Consider the following 18,725-nt stretch of genomic DNA (forward strand, 5'->3'; position numbering starts at 1 on the left):
GTCAGTGGCGCGGCGAACGCGCCCTGACCGGTACCGGCTGGGCCACCAGCACGATGCCGGAAAAGCCCAGCACCAGGAAGCAGAACATCTGCCAGCGCTCGCCCACGGAAATACCGTAGCGCAAGGTGTAATACCCCACGCAGGCACCGAAGCCGAGCAACAGCATCTGGCCACGGAACTGCCGCCACCAGGCCGCCAGGCCGTCCACCCTTGCCAGCACTGCCAGCTGGGTCAACAAGCCAAGCAACGCCACGCCGATCAACCAGCGGTCGATCTGCCCGGCGATGTCCTGCACAAGCAGCGGCGCCAGACCACTGACCTTGAGCGCAGGCACCAGCCCTACATGGAACACCCACAGGCCACCAACCCAGAAAACCTGGGCCAGTTGCCAGAGGATCCCCTCAAGGGATGGCGCCCGCAGGCGCCGGTCAGATGTGCTGGACTTCGACAATCTCGTACTCGACCGTGCCGCTTGGCGTCTTGATGACGACGATGTCGCCTTCTTCCTTGCCGATAATGGCACGGGCAATCGGCGCGCTTGCCGAAAGCTTGCCGAGCTTGATGTTGGCTTCGTCCTCGCCAACGATCTGGTACTTCACCCGCTCGTCGGTTTCGGTGTTGGCCAGCTCTACGGTGGTGCCGAAGATGACCTTGCCGGTATGGGCAATGGTGGTCACGTCGATCACGACCGAGTTCTGCAGACGGCCTTCGATATCGCGGATACGCGCCTCGACCATGCCCTGCTCTTCGCGGGCGGCATGGTATTCGGCGTTCTCCTTGAGGTCGCCCAGTTCGCGCGCTTCACCGATCGCCTGGCTCAAACGCGGGCGCTCTGTCTTGCTCAGGAACAGGTGCTCCTCTTCCAGGGCGCGAGCGCCCTGGACGGTCATCGGGTACTTGGTAATGCTCATGCTTTCAGTCCTGCATGCAGATCTTGCAGGCGACGAACGGTCTTTTCAGGACCAAATTTCAGCGCCTCGCAGATGGCTTCACCGGCCGCAATGGTGGTGGTGCAGTAAATCTTGTGCTGCAGCGCATTGCGACGAATCGAATAGGAATCGGCAATCGACTGACGGCCCTCGGTGGTGTTGATGATCAGCGACACTTCGTCGTTCTTGATCATGTCGACCACGTGCGGGCGACCTTCGGTCACCTTGTTCACACGGCGCACTTTCAGGCCAGCCGCCTCGATAACCTTGGCGGTGCCAGCAGTTGCAACCACTTCGAAGCCCAGGGCGATCAGGTCGCGGGCAACGCCAGCCACTTGTGGCTTGTCGTCGTCACGCACGCTGATGAACGCGGTACCACCGGTCGGCAGCACTTCGCTGGCACCCATCTGGGCTTTGGCGAACGCTTCACCGAAGGTGTCACCGACACCCATGACTTCACCGGTCGATTTCATCTCAGGGCCGAGGATCGGGTCAACCCCCGGGAACTTGGCAAACGGGAAGACGGCTTCCTTGACGCTATAGAAGTTCGGGATGATTTCCTGGGTGAAGCCCAGCTCTTTCAGGGTTTTACCGGCCATCACGCGGGCGGCGATCATGGCCAGGGAAGTGCCGATGCACTTGGACACGAACGGCACGGTACGCGAGGCGCGCGGGTTGACTTCGATCACGTAGATCTTGTCGCCTTGCAGGGCCAGCTGCACGTTCATCAGGCCGACAACGCCCAGCTCCAGGGCCATTTTGGTGACCTGTACGCGGACTTCGTCCTGCACTTCCTTGCTCAGCGAGTAAGGTGGCAGCGAGCACGCCGAGTCGCCGGAGTGAACGCCGGCCTGTTCGATGTGCTGCATGATGGCGCCGATCACAACGTCAGTGCCATCGCACACCGCATCCACGTCCATCTCGATGGCGCAGTTGAGGAAGTGGTCGAGCAGTACCGGGCTGTCGTTCGACACTTGTACCGCTTCACGCAGGTAGCGTTTGAGCTCGTCCAGTTCGTAGACGATTTCCATGGCGCGGCCGCCCAGTACGTACGACGGGCGCACCACCAGCGGGTAGCCGATGCCGCCAGCAGCGCGGATGGCTTCTTCTTCGCTGCGCACGGTGGCGTTTGGCGGCTGCAGCAGGTTCAGGCGCTGAACCATCTGCTGGAAGCGCTCACGGTCTTCGGCGCGGTCGATAGCATCCGGGCTGGTACCGATGATCGGTACGCCGGCTTCTTCCAGGGCACGGGCCAGTTTCAGCGGGGTCTGGCCGCCGTAATGGACGATCACGCCTTTCGGCTTCTCGACGCGGCACACTTCCAAGACGTCTTCCAGCGTCAGCGGCTCGAAGTACAGGCGGTCGGAGGTGTCGTAGTCGGTGGAGACGGTTTCCGGGTTGCAGTTGACCATGATGGTCTCGTAACCGTCTTCACGCAGCGCCAGGGCGGCGTGTACGCAGCAGTAGTCGAACTCGATACCTTGGCCGATACGGTTCGGGCCGCCACCCAGGATCATGATCTTGTCGCGGGTCGACGGGTTCGCCTCGCACTCTTCCTCGTAGGTGGAGTACAGGTAGGCGGTGTCGGTGGCGAACTCGGCGGCGCAGGTGTCGACGCGCTTGTACACCGGGAACACTTCCAGCTTGTGGCGGTGACGGCGCAGGTTCTTGTCGGTGATACCCAGCAGCACGGCCAGGCGCTGGTCCGAGAAACCTTTGCGCTTGAGGCGCAGCATCAGGCTCTTGTCGATGGACGACAGGGCCAGGGTCTTGACCTTCTCTTCTTCCTTGATCAGATCTTCCATCTGCACCAGGAACCACATGTCGATGCCGGTGAGTGCAAAGATTTCTTCGCAGGTCATGCCCGAACGCATGGCATCAGCGACGTACCAGATACGCTCGGCGCCCGGCACGGTCAGCTCGCGCTTGAGGATGCCGGCAGCTTCAGGGCTGGCCAGGTCCACTTTCGGGTCCAGACCGCAGGCACCGACTTCCAGGCCGCGCAGGGCTTTCTGCAGGGATTCCTGGAAGGTACGGCCGATGGCCATGACTTCACCCACGGATTTCATCTGGGTGGTCAGGCGGGCGTCGGCTTTCGGGAATTTCTCGAAGGCGAAGCGCGGCAGCTTGGTGACGACGTAGTCGATCGACGGCTCGAAGGAAGCCGGGGTGCGGCCGCCGGTGATGTCGTTCTGCAGCTCGTCGAGGGTGTAGCCAATGGCCAGCTTGGCGGCGATCTTGGCGATCGGGAAGCCGGTGGCCTTGGAAGCCAGGGCGGACGAACGCGATACGCGCGGGTTCATCTCGATGACGACCATACGACCGGTGTCCGGGCAGATACCGAACTGCACGTTGGAACCGCCGGTTTCAACACCGATTTCACGCAGCACCGCCAGCGAGGCGTTGCGCATGATCTGGTATTCCTTGTCGGTCAGGGTCTGCGCGGGAGCAACGGTGATCGAGTCACCGGTGTGCACGCCCATCGGGTCGAAGTTTTCGATCGAGCAGACGATGATGCAGTTGTCCTTTTTGTCGCGGACCACTTCCATCTCGTACTCTTTCCAGCCGATCAGCGATTCGTCGATCAGCAGCTCTTTGGTCGGCGACAGGTCCAGACCACGGGTGCAGATTTCTTCGAATTCTTCACGGTTGTAAGCGATACCACCGCCGGTGCCACCCATGGTGAACGATGGGCGGATGATGCACGGGAAGCCGAGCTTTTCGAGGACCGCATTGGCCTCTTCCATGCTGTGGGCGATACCCGAGCGCGGGCATTCCAGGCCGATGTCTTTCATGGCCTTGTCGAAGCGCGAGCGGTCTTCAGCCTTGTCGATGGTGTCGGCGTTGGCACCGATCATCTCTACGCCGAACTTCTCCAGAACGCCGTGGCGCTCCAGGTCCAGGGCGCAGTTCAGTGCGGTCTGGCCACCCATGGTCGGCAAAACGGCGTCCGGGCGCTCTTTCTCGATGATCTTGGCCACCGACTGCCACTTGATCGGCTCGATGTAGGTGGCATCGGCCATGGCCGGGTCGGTCATGATGGTGGCTGGGTTGGAGTTCACCAGGATGACGCGGAAACCTTCCTCGCGCAGGGCCTTGCAGGCCTGGGCGCCGGAGTAGTCGAATTCACAGGCCTGGCCGATCACGATCGGGCCGGCACCGAGAATCAGGATGCTTTTGATGTCTGTACGTTTTGGCATGGTGGTCACTCAAATCCGGGGTCAGTCGGCAAGCCGCTTAGAACAATCTGGGTCAGGCGCTTCCGGGCGCGGCGCGAGCCAGCCCGGGGCCTTGAAGCAGGATGCTCAGCGGCGCTTGGCCATGGCATCGGTGAAACGATCGAACAGTGGCGCGACGTCGGTCGGGCCAGGGCTCGCTTCAGGGTGGCCCTGGAAGCTGAACGCGCTCTTGTCGGTGCGCTCGATACCCTGCAGGGTGCCGTCGAACAGCGACTTGTGGATGGCGCGAACGTTGCCCGGCAGGGTAGCTTCGTCAACAGCAAAACCGTGGTTCTGGCTGGTGATCATGACCACACCGCTGTCCAGGTCCTGGACCGGGTGGTTGGCACCGTGGTGACCGTGGCCCATTTTCACGGTCTTGGCGCCGGAGGCCAGGGCCAGCAGCTGGTGGCCGAGGCAGATGCCGAATACAGGAATCTCGGTTTCGAGGATTTCCTTGATCGCCTGGATGGCGTAGTCGCACGGCTCAGGGTCACCAGGGCCGTTGGACAGGAACACGCCGTCCGGGTTGAGTGCCAGCACTTCGCTGGCCGGGGTCTGGGCCGGCACCACGGTCACGCGGCAGCCACGGGCAACCAGCATGCGCAGGATGTTCAGCTTGACGCCGTAGTCGAAGGCGACCACGTGGTAAGGCAGGTCGGCAGCTTCGATGGTCGGGTGGCTGTCGGTTTTCAGCTCCCACACGCTGGAGCGCCACTCGTAGCGCTCTTTGGTGGAAACGACCTTGGCCAGGTCCATGCCCTTCAGGCCCGGGAAACCACGGGCAGCGGCGATGGCGGCTTCTTCGCTGATGTTGTCACCGGCGAGGATGCAACCGTTCTGGGCACCCTTTTCACGCAGGATACGGGTCAGGCGACGGGTGTCGATGCCAGCGATGGCAACGACGTTGTTGGCCTTGAGGTATTCAGGCAGCGACTGGGTGTTACGCCAGTTGCTGGCCAGCAGCGGCAGGTCACGGATGACCAGGCCAGCGGACCAGACGCGGTTCGACTCGGCATCTTCCGGCGTAGTACCGGTGTTACCGATGTGCGGGTAGGTCAGGGTAACGATTTGCTGCGCATAGGAAGGGTCTGTAAGGATTTCCTGGTAGCCGGTCATAGCGGTGTTGAATACCACCTCACCAACGGTCTGACCGTCGGCACCAATGGCTTCACCGCGAAAAATACTGCCGTCGGCAAGGGCGAGTATGGCTGGCTTTGTCAAGAAGACCTCCCGTAAATCAAGCATGAAAGGGCGATCGCAGGTTGCAAAAAAGCGGAGTGACGTATGGACACGTCACCCCGCTTTCATGTGCTGAATTCAATTCGCTGCGCGCTTTTAGTGGACACACTAAAGCTGTAGCTTACAGAAAAGTGCGTTTTCGGTCTACCGCATATGTGTCTCTAAAACACATCAATGCGACAGACTGACATCGGCGGTGGCTTCTTCGCGGGCTCGCCCGCTCCCACAGAACCACCAGGCGCCAAGACCGGCGCAATACCTGTGGGAGCGGGCAAGCCCGCGAAGAAGCCAACACCACTCGAACGGCTCAGCGCAGCTCGAGCACATCCTGCATGTCGTAAAGGCCAGGCTCGCGCCCATCCAGCCACAGCGCCGCACGCACGGCGCCCTTGGCGAAGGTCATGCGGCTGGAGGCCTTGTGAGTGATTTCCAGACGCTCGCCTTCGGCAGCGAACAATACAGTGTGATCACCCACCACATCACCGGCACGCACAGTCGCGAAACCAATGGTCTTGCGATCACGCGCACCGGTCTGCCCTTCGCGGCCATACACGGCCACTTCCTGCAGGTCCCGGCCCAGCGCATTGGCAACCACTTCACCCATGCGCAGCGCAGTACCCGACGGCGCATCGACCTTGTGCCGGTGGTGCGCCTCGATGATCTCGATATCAACATCATCACCCAGCACCCGCGCCGCCATATCCAGCAGCTTGAGGCTGAGGTTGACGCCGACACTGAAGTTGGCGGCAAACACGATTGGAATGTCCTTGCCCGCCTCGGCCAGCAACTGCTTCTCTTCAACAGAGAAGCCCGTAGTACCGATGATCATCGCCTTGCCGTGCTTGCGGCAGAACGCCAGGTTCTTGAGGGTGACCGAAGGGTGCGTGAAATCGATCAGCACGTCGAACTCGTCGGCAACCTTGACCAGGTCATCGGACAGCAGCACACCGATCCGGCCGAGGGCCGCCAATTCACCGGCGTCCGCCCCGACCAGCGAGCTGTCAGGGCGATCGATCGCTGCCGTCAGGCCGGCACCCGGGGTTTGCTGCACAGCCTCGATCAGGGTCTTGCCCATCCGCCCTGCCGCGCCCATCACTGCAATACGTCGCATAGCCTTTTCCTTGTCAGAGATCGCCGAAGAAGCGCTTCACGCCATCGAACCAGCCACTGGCCTTGGGCGAGTGGGAACTGTCGCCTTCCAGCGAGTCACGCAGCTCTTCGAGCAGCTCGCGCTGACGGCGGCTGAGGTTGACCGGGGTTTCCACCGCCACACGGCACAGCAGGTCACCCGCACCACCACCGCGCACCGGCGCCACACCCTTGCCACGCAGGCGGAACTGCTTGCCAGTCTGGGTGCCTTCCGGAATTTTCAGCTTCACGCGACCATCAAGGGTCGGCACTTCCAGCTCACCACCCAGGGCGGCATCGGTGTAGCTGATGGGCACTTCGCAGTACAGGTGCTTGCCGTCGCGCTGGAAGATCTCGTGCTCACGCACACTGATCACCACGTACAGGTCGCCAGTCGGGCCACCATGGGTACCGGCCTCGCCCTCGCCCGACAGGCGGATGCGGTCGCCGGTATCGACACCTGCCGGCACCTTGACCGACAACGTCTTGTATTCTTCGACACGGCCTTCGCCGTGGCACGAGGTGCACGGGTCGGTAATGATCTTGCCCTGGCCATGGCAGCGCGGGCAGGTTTGCTGCACCGAGAAGAAGCCTTGCTGCATGCGCACCTGACCGATGCCCCCGCACGTCGGGCAGGTCGACGGGGTCGAACCCTTCTTGGCACCGGAACCGTCGCAAGGCTGGCAATTGACCAGGGTAGGAACACGGATGCTGACCGTGGCGCCACGCACCGCTTCTTCCAGGTTCAGCTCCAGGGTGTAGCGCAGGTCACTGCCGCGCTGGGCACCGCCACGTCCGCCACCGCGGCCGCCACCGAAGAAGTCGCTGAATACATCGCCGAAGATGTCGGAGAAGTTGGCGCCACCGAAGCCGGCACCACCACCGCCCATGCTCGGGTCGACACCCGCATGGCCGTACTGGTCGAACGCCGCGCGCTTGCTGGCATCAGACAGCACTTCGTAGGCCTCGTTGGCCTCCTTGAACATGTCTTCCGACTCTTTGTCACCCGGGTTGCGGTCCGGGTGGTATTTCATCGCCAGGCGGCGATAGGCCTTTTTGAGGTCAGACTCGCTGGCGCCGCGCTCGACACCCAGTACCTCATAATAATCACGCTTGGACATAGGTCATTTGCACCTTGTTGGGCGTCTGGCATCTGCGCCGCGCCATCAGCACCTGCCTGCGCCACCAAAGTTGGCTGACAGATGCTGTAAAAATTCTCGAATTCCAGATACGCCAACGCGGGAGCAAGCCCCCGCGCGGCGACATCCTACCAGCTCACCGCCAAACGGCGGTGGGCTGGCCGACAACATGCAGGGATTACTGCTTGTTGTTGTCTTTCACTTCTTCGAACTCGGCGTCAACCACGTCATCGTGCTTGGCTTCCGGCTCGGCCTGCTGCGCGCCACTCTGAGGCTGTTCGGCCGACTGCTCGGCGTACATCTTCTGGGCAACCGGGGCAGAGACCTTGGACAGCTCCTCGACCTTGGCATCGATTGCAGCCTTGTCATCGCCTTTGACAGCGGTTTCCAGGGCAACAACGGCAGCCTCGATGGCAGTTTTCTCTTCAGCGGTGACCTTGTCACCCGCGTCAGCAACCATCTTGCGGGTCGAGTGAACCAGCGCATCACCCTGGTTACGGGCAGCGGCCAGCTCTTCGAACTTGCGGTCTTCCTCGGCGTTAGCCTCGGCGTCACGCACCATGCGCTCGATCTCTTCGTCCGACAGGCCGGAGTTGGCCTTGATCACGATCGACTGAGTCTTGCCGGTAGCCTTGTCTTTCGCGCCTACGTGCAGGATGCCGTTGGCGTCGATGTCGAAGGTTACTTCGATCTGTGGAACGCCACGTGGTGCTGGCGGAATGTCAGCCAGGTCGAACTTGCCCAGCGACTTGTTCTGCGCAGCCTGCTTGCGCTCACCCTGCAGTACGTGGATGGTCACGGCGCCCTGGTTGTCATCGGCAGTCGAGAACACCTGCGACTTCTTGGTCGGGATGGTGGTGTTCTTCTCGATCAGCGCGGTCATCACGCCGCCCATGGTTTCGATACCCAGGGTCAGCGGGCTGACGTCCAGCAGCAGTACGTCTTTCACGTCACCGGCCAGTACAGCGCCCTGGATGGCAGCGCCCATGGCAACTGCTTCGTCCGGGTTGACGTCCTTGCGTGCTTCTTTACCGAAGAAGTCGGCAACTTCTTTCTGCACCAGCGGCATACGGGTCTGACCGCCGACCAGGATCACGTCGTCGATCTTGCTGGCGTCGATGCCGGCGTCTTTCAGGGCGATGCGGCAAGGCTCGATGGTACGCTTGACCAGGTCTTCGACCAGCGACTCCAGCTTGGCGCGGGAGATCTTCACGTTCAGGTGCTTAGGACCGGTGGCATCTGCAGTGATGTACGGCAGGTTGACGTCGGTCGACTGAGCGGAAGACAGCTCGATCTTGGCTTTTTCTGCGGCTTCTTTCAGGCGCTGCAGGGCCAGAGGATCGTTCTTCAGGTCCATGCCCGACTCTTTCTTGAACTCGTCGACGAGGTAGTCGATCAGGCGCATGTCGAAGTCTTCGCCACCCAGGAAGGTGTCGCCGTTGGTAGCCAGTACTTCGAACTGGTGCTCACCGTCGACTTCGGCGATTTCGATGACCGAAACGTCGAAGGTACCACCACCCAGGTCATAAACGATGACAGTGTGGTCGCCCTTGGCCTTGTCCATGCCATAAGCCAGTGCAGCGGCGGTCGGCTCGTTGATGATGCGTTTTACGTCCAGGCCAGCGATGCGGCCGGCGTCTTTGGTGGCCTGACGCTGGCTGTCGTTGAAGTAGGCCGGAACGGTGATGACCGCTTCGGTGACTGGCTCGCCGAGGTAGTCTTCGGCAGTCTTTTTCATTTTCTTCAGGACTTCGGCGCTGATTTGCGGCGGAGCCATTTCCTTGCCAGCAGCCTCGACCCAGGCGTCACCGTTGTTCGCCTTGACGATCTTGTACGGCACCAGCTTGATGTCTTTTTGCACAACGTCTTCTTCGAAGCGGCGGCCAATCAGGCGCTTCACTGCGAACAGGGTGTTGTGCGGGTTGGTCACAGCCTGGCGCTTGGCCGACTGACCCACCAGGATTTCGCCATCGTTGGCGTAGGCCACGATCGAAGGGGTGGTACGCGCACCTTCGGCGTTTTCGATGACTTTGACGTTACCGTTTTCCAGAATGGAGACGCACGAGTTGGTGGTCCCCAGGTCGATACCGATGATTTTACCCATGTTAACTCTCCCGAAACTTGAATTTGGTAGCAGCGACTACTTTGGCCAACTGCGGTAATACTTGAAGGCTTGACACCTAGATGGGGTTGCCCGGAAGGATTTCAAGCCTTTTCATTGATCGAGGGTTGCGCCGCGCTCGGCGCCTTGCTGACCACCACCATGGCGGGGCGCAGCAGGCGGCCGTTCAGCAGGTAACCCTTCTGGAACACATTCAGCACGCTGTTTGGCTCGACTTCGCCGTTTTCCTGCATGGCCATGGCCTGGTGGTGCTCAGGGTTGAACGGCTGGCCGTGCGGGTCGACTGCTTCGAGGTTGTAGCGCTTGAGGGTGTCCTGGAACATTTTCAGGGTCAGCTCGACGCCTTCGCGGATCTGCTTGACGTGCTCATCCTCGGCGCTGGAGTGGGCCAGGGCCAGTTCCAGGCTGTCGATGACCGGCAGCAGGTCGCTGGAGAACTTCTCCAGGGCGAACTTGTGGGCTTTCTCCACATCCTGCTCGGCACGACGGCGCACGTTCTGCACGTCGGCAACGGCGCGCAGCGCCTGGTCCTTGGCTGCGGCCAGCTGTTCCTCGAGCTCCAGAACACGGGTGTCAGCTGCAGTGCCTGCACCGGTTTCTTCCACGTTAAGGTCTTTCTCGTTCAGCTGTTCATCAGCCATGGGGTCTCTCCTGCGCAATTTTGTGGACTGCGAGCCAGGCTCGCCTGTGATGTCGGCTATATGGGGCCGGAAAAACCAGCTTCAAGGGGCAAGGTGGTTTTCCGGGTTGCAACAGAATCTGGCAGGGGGCATTGGCAGGCCTGAAAAAAGTACTGTATAAATAACCAGACCTGACTTTCGGGAGCCGCCCCTCATGCTGGTGCACCTGTCCATTCACAACTACGCCATCGTCGAGCACCTCGACCTCGAAATTGCCCGCGGCATGTCCGTCATCACGGGCGAGACCGGTGCCGGCAAATCGATCATGCTCGACGCCCTCGGCCTGGCCCTTGGCGACCGTGCCGACAGTGGCGTGGTGCGCCCTGGCACCGACAAGGCAGACATCCTCGCCACCTTCGACCTGGTAGACATCCCGGAAGCCCATGCCTGGCTGGCCGAACGCGACCTGGACAACGACGGGCTATGCATCCTGCGCCGGGTAATCACCGCCGAAGGGCGCAGCCGCGGCTACATCAACGGCACGCCGTGCCCGCTGGGCGACCTCAAGGCGCTGGGCGAGCTGCTTATCGATATCCACAGCCAGCACGAGCACCAGTCGCTGCTGAAAACCGACACCCACCGCCGCCTGCTCGACGAGTACGCCGGCGCCGTCGACCTGGCCCGCCAGGTGCATCTGGCGGCCAAGCGCTGGAACCAGACCCGCCTGGAGCTGGAGCGGCTGTCCAATTCAGGTGACGAGCAGCGCGCCCGTCATCAGTTGCTCAGCTACCAGCTGGAAGAACTGGACAACCTCGGCCTGGGCGAGCACGAACTGGAGCAACTGGAGCAGGAGCACAAGAACCTGACCAGCGCCGAAGCGCTGTTCGGCATTTGTCGCCAAGTGATCGACCAGTGCAGTGAAAGCGATTCGGGCAACGTGCTCAGCGCCCTCACCTCCAGCCTCAACCGGCTGGGCGCTGCCACCCACTCACCCAAGGCCCTGGGCGAGGCCGCCAACCTGATCGCCAGCGCACAGATCCAGATAGAAGAAGCCGTGGGCGAGCTCAACCGTTTCCTCGACAACTTCGACGCCGACCCGATGCGCCTGCAGGCTTTGGAAGAACGTCTCGACACCATCTATACACTCGCGCGCAAACACCGCGTGCACCCCACTGAACTGCCGCACCTGCAGCAACAACTGATGGAAGAAATCGAAGGCCTGAACGCCAGTGACGAGTCGATCGAGCGGCTGGGCGAGGAACTGGCGGCTTTCGCACAGCATTACAAAGAGCGGGCCCGTGAACTCAGCGCCCTGCGCCAGCAAGCCGCCCAGCAACTGGCGGGCGCCGTCGAGCAGGAAATCCAGCGCCTGGGCATGCCCGGCGGGCGTTTCCGCATCGAGCTGACGCCCACCGAGGGCGCAGACCTGTCACCGCATGGCCTGGAGCAGATCGAACTGCTGGTCAGCGCCAACCCCGGCCAACCGCTCAAGGGCCTGGCCAAGGTAGCTTCGGGTGGCGAACTGTCGCGTATCAGCCTGGCGATCCAGGTGATTACCGCACAGACATCGCGCATTCCTACCCTGGTATTCGACGAAGTCGACGTGGGTATCGGCGGCCCTACTGCCGAAATTGTCGGCCAGTTGTTGCGCCGCCTGGGCGAGCGCGGCCAGGTGCTGACCGTGACTCACCTGCCGCAGGTGGCCGCGCAAGGGCATCACCACCTGTTTGTGCACAAAGTGCGCAACAGCGACACCACCCACACCGCCGTGGCCAGCCTGGGCAAGCGGGAGCGGGTAGAAGAAGTGGCGCGGATGCTGGGCGGCATTGACCTGACCAAGGAATCCCTGGCGCATGCGCGCAAGATGGTGGTTTCTGGCAAGGCTTGATGCTACCGGTACTGACCCTATCGCCGGCAAGCCAGCTCCCACAGGGTGATCACAGGACCTGGGATATGGGGTGTACCTGCGGGAGCTGGCTTGCCGGCGATAGGGCCAGTGCAGACAACCAAATTAATCTGCCGAAGCAGAAAGCACAAAGGCGACCCGGAGGTCGCCTTTGTCATTCATAACGATAAAAAATCATTACTTCTTCTTACGCACATACAGGACCAGATTGTGGTCCACCAGCTCGAAGCCATGCTCGGCTACGATTTCGCGCTGGCGCTTCTCGATTTCGGCATCCATGAATTCGATGACTTCACTGGTATCCACGTTCACCATATGGTCGTGGTGACCGCCATCGGCCAGCTCGAACACTGCGTGGCCGCCGTCGAAGTTGTGGCGAACCACCAGACCCGCCGCTTCGAACTGGGTCAGTACGCGATAGACGGTGGCCAGGCCTACGTCCTCGCCTGCTTCCATCAGTGCCTTGTAAACATCCTCGGCACTCATGTGACGCTGCTCGGTGGAATCGAGCATCTGAAGGATCTTGACTCGAGGCAGGGTCACCTTGAGACCGGCTTTGCGTAATTCGCTATTTTCAACCATGGTCAGCTTTCTCGCCGATGCTGCTTCGCAGCTTCTCTTAATACGGGTATGATCGGGGTTTACGTTGTCCAGCCAAGATAGTGGAAGTCGCCCACCGATGCAAAACACCAAGCTCTTGCTAACCAGCCTCACCCTAGTGGGACTGCTCGCACTCGCCGGTTGCTCGTTTCCCGGGGTTTACAAAATCGACATCCAGCAGGGCAATGTCGTCACGCAGGACATGATAGACCAATTACGCCCGGGAATGACCCGCCGGCAAGTAAGGTTTATCATGGGCAACCCGCTGATTCAGGATACCTTCCACACCAACCGTTGGGATTACCTGTACAGCCTGCAGCCTGGCGGTGGTAAACGCCAGCAAGAGCGCATGAGCATCTTCTTCAACGAGAGCGACCAACTGGTCAGCTTGTCGGGCGACTTCATGCCAGGCGTCAGCCGCGACCAGGAAATCCTGGGGGGCAGCAGCGACACCACAGTCAGCCCGGCCACCGAGCCAGGCCAGACAGCGCAGCCAGCAGCTCAGCCTGAAGAAAAACCAGCTAAGCCAGGCTCGGTGGAAGAGTCCATCCAGCGCGAAATCGACACCATCGAGACCACCCCGGTCCCGACGCCGGCTCCGTTGGAAACCCGCTAAGCGGGAACAGCAGTCACAAAAAAGCCCGGACCTGGTCCGGGCTTTTTGTTTTCGCCGTATCTGTCAGGCATGCAGTTGCTTGGCACGCTGGCAGAAAGCATCGACCAGCGTGTTGGCCGCCTGATTGAACAGCGGGCCCAAGGTGGCGCGCACAATCGGCCCGGCATAATCGAAAGACAGGTCCAGGCTGATCTTGCAGGCCTTTTCACCCAGCGGCTTGAACACCCACACGCCATGCAACTGCGTGAACGGCCCCTCCTCAAGGTTCATCTCGATAGACTGCCCCGGCACCAGCACGTTACGCGTGACGAAGTACTGACTCATGCCGCCCTTGGCCACCTCGAGCTTGGCGTGCATGTGCGTGTCGCTGGCGTCGATCACCGTCGAGGCCGAGCACCACGGCAAAAACTCTGGGTAGCTGGCCACATCGTTGACCAGATCATAGAGCGCCTGGGCGGGGTATGGCAGCAGGGCGGAGCGTTGAATATGGGTTGTCATCCAGGCGTCACTTCCAAGGCTGGGTGGCGGCGCTTCGCAGCGTGCCGAAAACAGGTTCTGTCACCAAGACAGGCCCGTATTGTCCGGTATTCATTGCAGTGGCTCAAGCACACCGAAATCCCATAGCGGACGACGCACGGACTTGCCTATAATGCCGCCCCTATGGCTAAGCAAAAAAAACATCCGACCGGGACCATCGCGCAAAATAAAAAAGCGCGACACGATTACTTCATCGAACACAAGTTCGAGGCCGGGCTGGTCCTGTCCGGCTGGGAAGTAAAAAGCCTGCGAGCTGGCAAGGCGCACCTCGTTGACAGTTACGTGCTGCTCAAGGACGGTGAAGCCTGGCTGTTCGGCAGCCACATCACCCCGCTGACCACTGCCAGCACCCACGTCATCGCCGACCCCATCCGCACCCGCAAGCTGCTGCTGAACAAGCGCGAGCTGGAGCGGCTGGAAGCGGCTGTAGCGCAAAAGGGCTACACCTGCGTGGCGTTGTCGCTGTACTGGAGCAAGCACCTGATCAAGTGCGAAATTGCGCTGGGCAAGGGCAAGAAGGAATACGACAAGCGCGACACCGTGCGCGAACGCGATTCCAACCGCGAGCTGCAGCGGGTCGTGCGGAACAAGGGCAAGGAAGACTAATTAGTCTTTAGCCTGTTCCGGCCTCTTCGCGGGCACGCCCGCTCCCACAGGGATCGCGCCAGGTCCAAACCCGGCGCCCATCCTGTGGGAGCGGCGTGCCCGCGAAGAATCCAGCACCGATCTCAGCGCCCGCTGCGCCGCTCTGCCCGCGCCACCCGCTGCGCCTCTTCGTGTGCCTCTTGCAGCACCTCCTGCACATACAGAATGTGCCGGCTGGACACCTCCCGCGCATCCTCCGCCCTGCCCTCGACAATCGCCAGGTACAGTTCCCGGTGCTGGCTGATCAGCATGTCCCGGGTTTCGGTGCGTTGCTGGTACATGCCACCAATGTTGGTCACCACGTTGCGCTTGAGCAGGTCGAACAAACCACGAATGGTGTGCAGCAGCACCGCGTTATGGCTGGCCTCGGCAATCGCCAGGTGAAAGCGTGCATCGGCCACACCCTCCTCCGCCCGAGTGACTTCATCGACCCTGCTGTAGCAGTCCTGCAACGCATCGAAGGCCGCCTTCAAGCGTGCCCGGTCCGGCTCGGTGGCACGCTGGGCGGCGTAATAGGCACACGACGCCTCCAGGGTATGGCGAAATTCAAGTAGGTCGCGCTGCGCCTCGGCACTGTGCTCGAGCAACTGCAGCAATGGGTCGCTGAAGGTAGAGCCCAGTGACTCGGCAACAAAATTGCCGCCGCCCTGGCGGCTGACCAGCAGCCCTTTGGCCACCAGCTTCTGGATCGCCTCACGCAGTGACGGGCGGGACACGCCGAACTGCTCGGCGAGGGCGCGTTCGGCCGGCAGCCGCTGCCCCGAGGTCAGCGTGCCTTCCAGAATCATCCCTTCCAACCGATCGACGATGTCGTCGGACAGGCGCCGTTGGCGGACCTGATCAAAAACCATCACATGCTCTCCACAAACCCCCGGCAGATTTCAGGGGGCGCCTATTCTCGCCGATCCACGCCGCGCAAACACCCATCAAGCCACGATTTTGCATGCGCATCAGGCGCCCGCTCATCGGCACACGACCAAAGTTTTGCACAGGACAAATTGACACACCCACGACAGCGCTTTTAACCTAGCGACCAGCCATTGTAAATTGGTCTTACCAATTATCCAATGCCAGTGCTGACCAACAACAATTAGGGGCCACCCCATATGCAAACCTGGCAACAACTCTATAGCCCGCTTGGTAGTCTTGGCTTGTCCGCACTGGCGGCAGTCATCCCTATCGTGTTCTTCTTCCTTGCCCTCGCCGTGTTCCGCCTGAAAGGCCACGTAGCGGGCAGCATCACGCTCGCGCTGTCGATCCTGGTGGCGATCTTTGCCTTCCAGATGCCTGTCGACATGGCCCTCGCTGCCGCGGGTTATGGCTTCCTCTACGGCCTCTGGCCAATAGCATGGATCATCGTTGCCGCGGTGTTCCTGTACAAACTCACGGTCAAGAGTGGCCAGTTCGAAGTGATCCGCAGCTCGGTGCTGTCGATTACCGACGACCAGCGCTTGCAAGTGCTGCTGATCGGCTTCTGCTTCGGTGCCTTCCTGGAAGGCGCGGCGGGCTTCGGCGCCCCCGTGGCAATCACTGCCGCGCTGCTGGTGGGCCTGGGCTTCAACCCGCTATACGCCGCCGGCCTGTGCCTGATCGCCAACACCGCACCGGTGGCATTCGGCGCCTTGGGCATCCCGATCATCGTGGCCGGCCAGGTCACCGGCATCGACGCCTTCCACATCGGCGCCATGACCGGCCGCCAGCTGCCGCTGCTGTCGCTGTTCGTGCCGTTCTGGCTGGTGTTCATGATGGACGGCCTGCGCGGCGTGAAGGAAACCTGGCCTGCCGCCCTGGTCGCCGGCCTGAGCTTCGCCGTTACCCAGTACTTCACGTCGAACTTCATCGGCCCTGAGCTGCCCGACATCACCTCGGCACTGGCCAGCCTGATCAGCCTCACCCTGTTCCTGAAAGTCTGGCAGCCAAAGCGTTCGTTCAGCGAAGCCAAAGGCAGCGTCGGCGCAGCCGTTGTGCAATCAAGCGGCAGCCAGCCAAGCCCTTACAGCTTTGGTGAAATCTTCAAGGCCTGGTCGCCGTTCCTGATCCTGACCGTACTGGTCACCATCTGGACCCTGAAGCCGTTCAAGGCAGCGTTCGCCCCGGGCGGTGCCATGTACAACTTCGTCTTCAACTTCGCCATCCCGCACCTCGACCAACTGGTGATCAAGACCGCACCGATCGTTGCCGCGCCCACTGCCATGCCAGCGGTGTTCAAGCTCGACCCGATCTCCGCCACCGGCACCGCGATCTTCCTCTCGGCGCTGATCTCCATGGCGGTGCTGAAGATCAACTTCAAAACTGGTCTGACCACTTTCAAGGAAACGTTCTGGGAGCTGCGCTGGCCCATCCTGTCGATCGGCATGGTGCTGGCCTTCGCCTTCGTCACCAACTACTCGGGCATGTCCTCGACCATGGCCCTGGTACTGGCCGGCACCGGTGCCGCGTTCCCGTTCTTCTCGCCGTTCCTTGGCTGGCTTGGCGTATTCCTGACCGGCTCGGACACCTCGTCCAACGCCCTGTTCAGCTCGCTGCAGGCCACCACTGCGCACCAGATCGGCGTCAACGACACCCTGCTGGTAGCGGCCAACACCAGCGGCGGCGTGACCGGCAAGATGATCTCGCCGCAGTCCATTGCCGTGGCCTGCGCCGCCACCGGCCTGGTGGGCAAGGAATCCGACCTGTTCCGCTTCACCGTCAAGCACAGCCTGTTCTTTGCCACCATCGTCGGCCTGATCACCCTGGTCCAGGCTTACTGGCTGACCGGCATGCTGGTTCATCACTAAAGTGAAAGGGGCCGGGCGCCATTGCGCGCCCGGCACTCCCCACAAGCAACGCTGCGAGAATCCATGATCATTTCTGCCTCTACCGACTATCGCGCCGCGGCCCAACGCAAGCTGCCTCCCTTCCTGTTCCACTACGCCGACGGCGGCGCCTACGCCGAGCACACCCTGCGCCACAACGTGTCGGACCTGGCCGGCATTGCCCTGCGCCAGCGCGTGCTGAACAACATGTCCGAGCTCAGCCTGGAAACCAAGCTGTTCGACGAAACCCTCAGCATGCCGGTGGCCTTGGCCCCGGTCGGCCTCACCGGCATGTACGCGCGCCGTGGCGAAGTGCAGGCGGCGCGTGCAGCCGCGGCCCATGGCATCCCGTTCACCATGTCTACCGTGTCGGTGTGCCCGATCGAAGAAGTGGCCCCGGCGATCAACCGGCCGATGTGGTTCCAGCTGTACGTGCTCAAGGACCGCGGCTTCATGCGCAACGCCCTGGAGCGGGCCAAGGCCGCCGGGGTCAAGACCCTGGTGTTCACCGTCGACATGCCCGTACCCGGCGCCCGCTACCGCGATGCCCACTCGGGCATGAGCGGCCGCAACGGCCCGCTGCGCCGTGTGCTGCAAGCCATGACCCACCCCGAGTGGGCGTGGGATGTCGGCGTGATGGGCCGCCCGCACGACCTGGGCAACATCTCCAAGTACCGCGGCAACCCCACCGGCCTGGCCGACTACATCGGCTGGCTGGGCAACAACTTCGACCCGTCCATCTCCTGGAAAGACCTGGAGTGGATCCGCGAGTACTGGGACGGCCCGATGATCATCAAGGGCATTCTCGATGCCGATGACGCCCGCGACGCGGTCAAGTTCGGCGCCGACGGCATCGTGGTGTCCAACCACGGCGGCCGCCAACTCGATGGGGTGCTGTCCAGCGCCCGAGCCCTGCCGGCCATTGCCGACGCCGTCAAAGGCGACCTGAAAATTCTGGCCGACTCCGGCATCCGCAGTGGCCTCGACGTGGTGCGCATGATCGCCCTGGGCGCCGACACCGTACTGATCGGCCGCGCTTTCCTCTACGCCCTTGCCGTGCACGGCGAGGCCGGGGTGAAGAACCTGCTGGAGCTGTTCGAGAAGGAAATGCGCGTGGCGATGGTGCTGACCGGCGCCAAGTCGATCAGCGAGATCACCCGCGACTCGTTGGTACGCGAACTGGGCGCCTGACCGCCTGCAAGAAACACCGCCTGATTGACCCGGGGCA

The 18,725-nt window shown here is 61.8% G+C and carries 16 protein-coding genes; 5 read left to right on the forward strand and 11 right to left on the reverse strand.

Translation table 11 applies throughout. The features are described from left to right. Position 1: 1 nt before the first annotated feature. From SB765_RS20715 to grpE, 8 genes are all read right to left on the reverse strand, one after another. Complete coding sequence (locus SB765_RS20715) at positions 2–451, reverse strand: hypothetical protein (protein WP_012053750.1); 450 nt, start codon at positions 449–451, stop codon at positions 2–4. Continuing rightward, positions 429–911 (reverse strand): transcription elongation factor GreA, encoded by a 483-nt coding sequence (gene greA, locus SB765_RS20720; protein ID WP_016501645.1) that lies wholly within the window; start codon positions 909–911, stop codon positions 429–431. The genes SB765_RS20715 and greA overlap by 23 nt, the downstream gene beginning before the upstream one ends. After that, positions 908–4,129 carry a carbamoyl-phosphate synthase large subunit gene (gene carB / locus SB765_RS20725; protein ID WP_016501646.1) on the reverse strand — a complete coding sequence of 1,074 codons (3,222 nt, stop codon included), beginning with the start codon at positions 4,127–4,129 and terminating at the stop codon, positions 908–910. The genes greA and carB overlap by 4 nt, the downstream gene beginning before the upstream one ends. A gap of 105 nt (positions 4,130–4,234) precedes the next feature. Continuing rightward, positions 4,235–5,371, reverse strand: a complete 1,137-nt coding sequence (carA, locus tag SB765_RS20730) for a glutamine-hydrolyzing carbamoyl-phosphate synthase small subunit (RefSeq protein ID WP_016501647.1) — start codon at positions 5,369–5,371, stop codon at positions 4,235–4,237. Between the two features lie 325 nt (positions 5,372–5,696). Continuing rightward, a complete protein-coding gene (gene dapB / locus SB765_RS20735) occupies positions 5,697–6,500 on the reverse strand; it encodes a 4-hydroxy-tetrahydrodipicolinate reductase (protein ID WP_410931836.1) in 804 nt (267 codons plus the stop codon). Positions 6,501–6,513: 13 nt separating this feature from the next. Continuing rightward, on the reverse strand, positions 6,514–7,638 hold the full coding sequence (gene dnaJ / locus SB765_RS20740) for a molecular chaperone DnaJ (RefSeq protein WP_410931837.1): 1,125 nt from the start codon (positions 7,636–7,638) through the stop codon (positions 6,514–6,516). Between the two features lie 196 nt (positions 7,639–7,834). After that, complete coding sequence (dnaK, locus tag SB765_RS20745) at positions 7,835–9,760, reverse strand: molecular chaperone DnaK (RefSeq protein WP_410931838.1); 1,926 nt, start codon at positions 9,758–9,760, stop codon at positions 7,835–7,837. A gap of 101 nt (positions 9,761–9,861) precedes the next feature. Then, entirely contained in the window at positions 9,862–10,419 is a 558-nt protein-coding gene (grpE, locus tag SB765_RS20750) for a nucleotide exchange factor GrpE (RefSeq protein ID WP_016489179.1), read from the reverse strand. Positions 10,420–10,612: 193 nt separating this feature from the next. On the opposite strand from grpE, the gene recN reads away from it, so the two are divergent. Further along, the gene (gene recN / locus SB765_RS20755; RefSeq protein WP_341796828.1) at positions 10,613–12,286 is read left to right on the forward strand and encodes a DNA repair protein RecN; all 1,674 of its coding nucleotides are present in this window, start codon (positions 10,613–10,615) and stop codon (positions 12,284–12,286) included. A gap of 195 nt (positions 12,287–12,481) precedes the next feature. Here recN and fur read toward each other — a convergent pair whose 3' ends face one another. Next, positions 12,482–12,886, reverse strand: a complete 405-nt coding sequence (fur, locus tag SB765_RS20760; RefSeq protein WP_003249922.1) for a ferric iron uptake transcriptional regulator — start codon at positions 12,884–12,886, stop codon at positions 12,482–12,484. Positions 12,887–12,983: 97 nt separating this feature from the next. Between fur and SB765_RS20765 the strand changes: the two genes are divergently transcribed. Then, a complete protein-coding gene (locus SB765_RS20765; RefSeq protein WP_016501653.1) occupies positions 12,984–13,520 on the forward strand; it encodes an outer membrane protein assembly factor BamE in 537 nt (178 codons plus the stop codon). 63 nt (positions 13,521–13,583) lie between these two features. On the opposite strand, the gene SB765_RS20770 is transcribed toward SB765_RS20765, so the two are convergent. After that, positions 13,584–14,018, reverse strand: coding sequence for a type II toxin-antitoxin system RatA family toxin (locus SB765_RS20770; protein ID WP_016501654.1), 435 nt, complete (start codon positions 14,016–14,018; stop codon positions 13,584–13,586). 162 nt (positions 14,019–14,180) lie between these two features. Here SB765_RS20770 and smpB point away from each other — a divergent pair, with 162 nt between their 5' ends. After that, positions 14,181–14,663, forward strand: a complete 483-nt coding sequence (gene smpB / locus SB765_RS20775) for an SsrA-binding protein SmpB (RefSeq protein WP_016501655.1) — start codon at positions 14,181–14,183, stop codon at positions 14,661–14,663. Positions 14,664–14,785: 122 nt separating this feature from the next. On the opposite strand, the gene SB765_RS20780 is transcribed toward smpB, so the two are convergent. Further along, positions 14,786–15,553, reverse strand: a complete 768-nt coding sequence (locus SB765_RS20780) for an FCD domain-containing protein (protein ID WP_341796829.1) — start codon at positions 15,551–15,553, stop codon at positions 14,786–14,788. Positions 15,554–15,808: 255 nt separating this feature from the next. Here SB765_RS20780 and SB765_RS20785 point away from each other — a divergent pair, with 255 nt between their 5' ends. Continuing rightward, positions 15,809–17,479, forward strand: coding sequence for a lactate permease LctP family transporter (locus tag SB765_RS20785; RefSeq protein ID WP_341796830.1), 1,671 nt, complete (start codon positions 15,809–15,811; stop codon positions 17,477–17,479). A gap of 63 nt (positions 17,480–17,542) precedes the next feature. Next, positions 17,543–18,688: an FMN-dependent L-lactate dehydrogenase LldD gene (gene lldD, locus SB765_RS20790; protein ID WP_043202589.1), complete on the forward strand. Its 1,146-nt coding sequence runs from the start codon at positions 17,543–17,545 to the stop codon at positions 18,686–18,688. Positions 18,689–18,725 lie beyond the last annotated feature (37 nt).

The organism is Pseudomonas sp. SIMBA_067, assembly GCF_046534675.1.
GTDB classification, from domain to species: domain Bacteria; phylum Pseudomonadota; class Gammaproteobacteria; order Pseudomonadales; family Pseudomonadaceae; genus Aquipseudomonas; species Aquipseudomonas putida.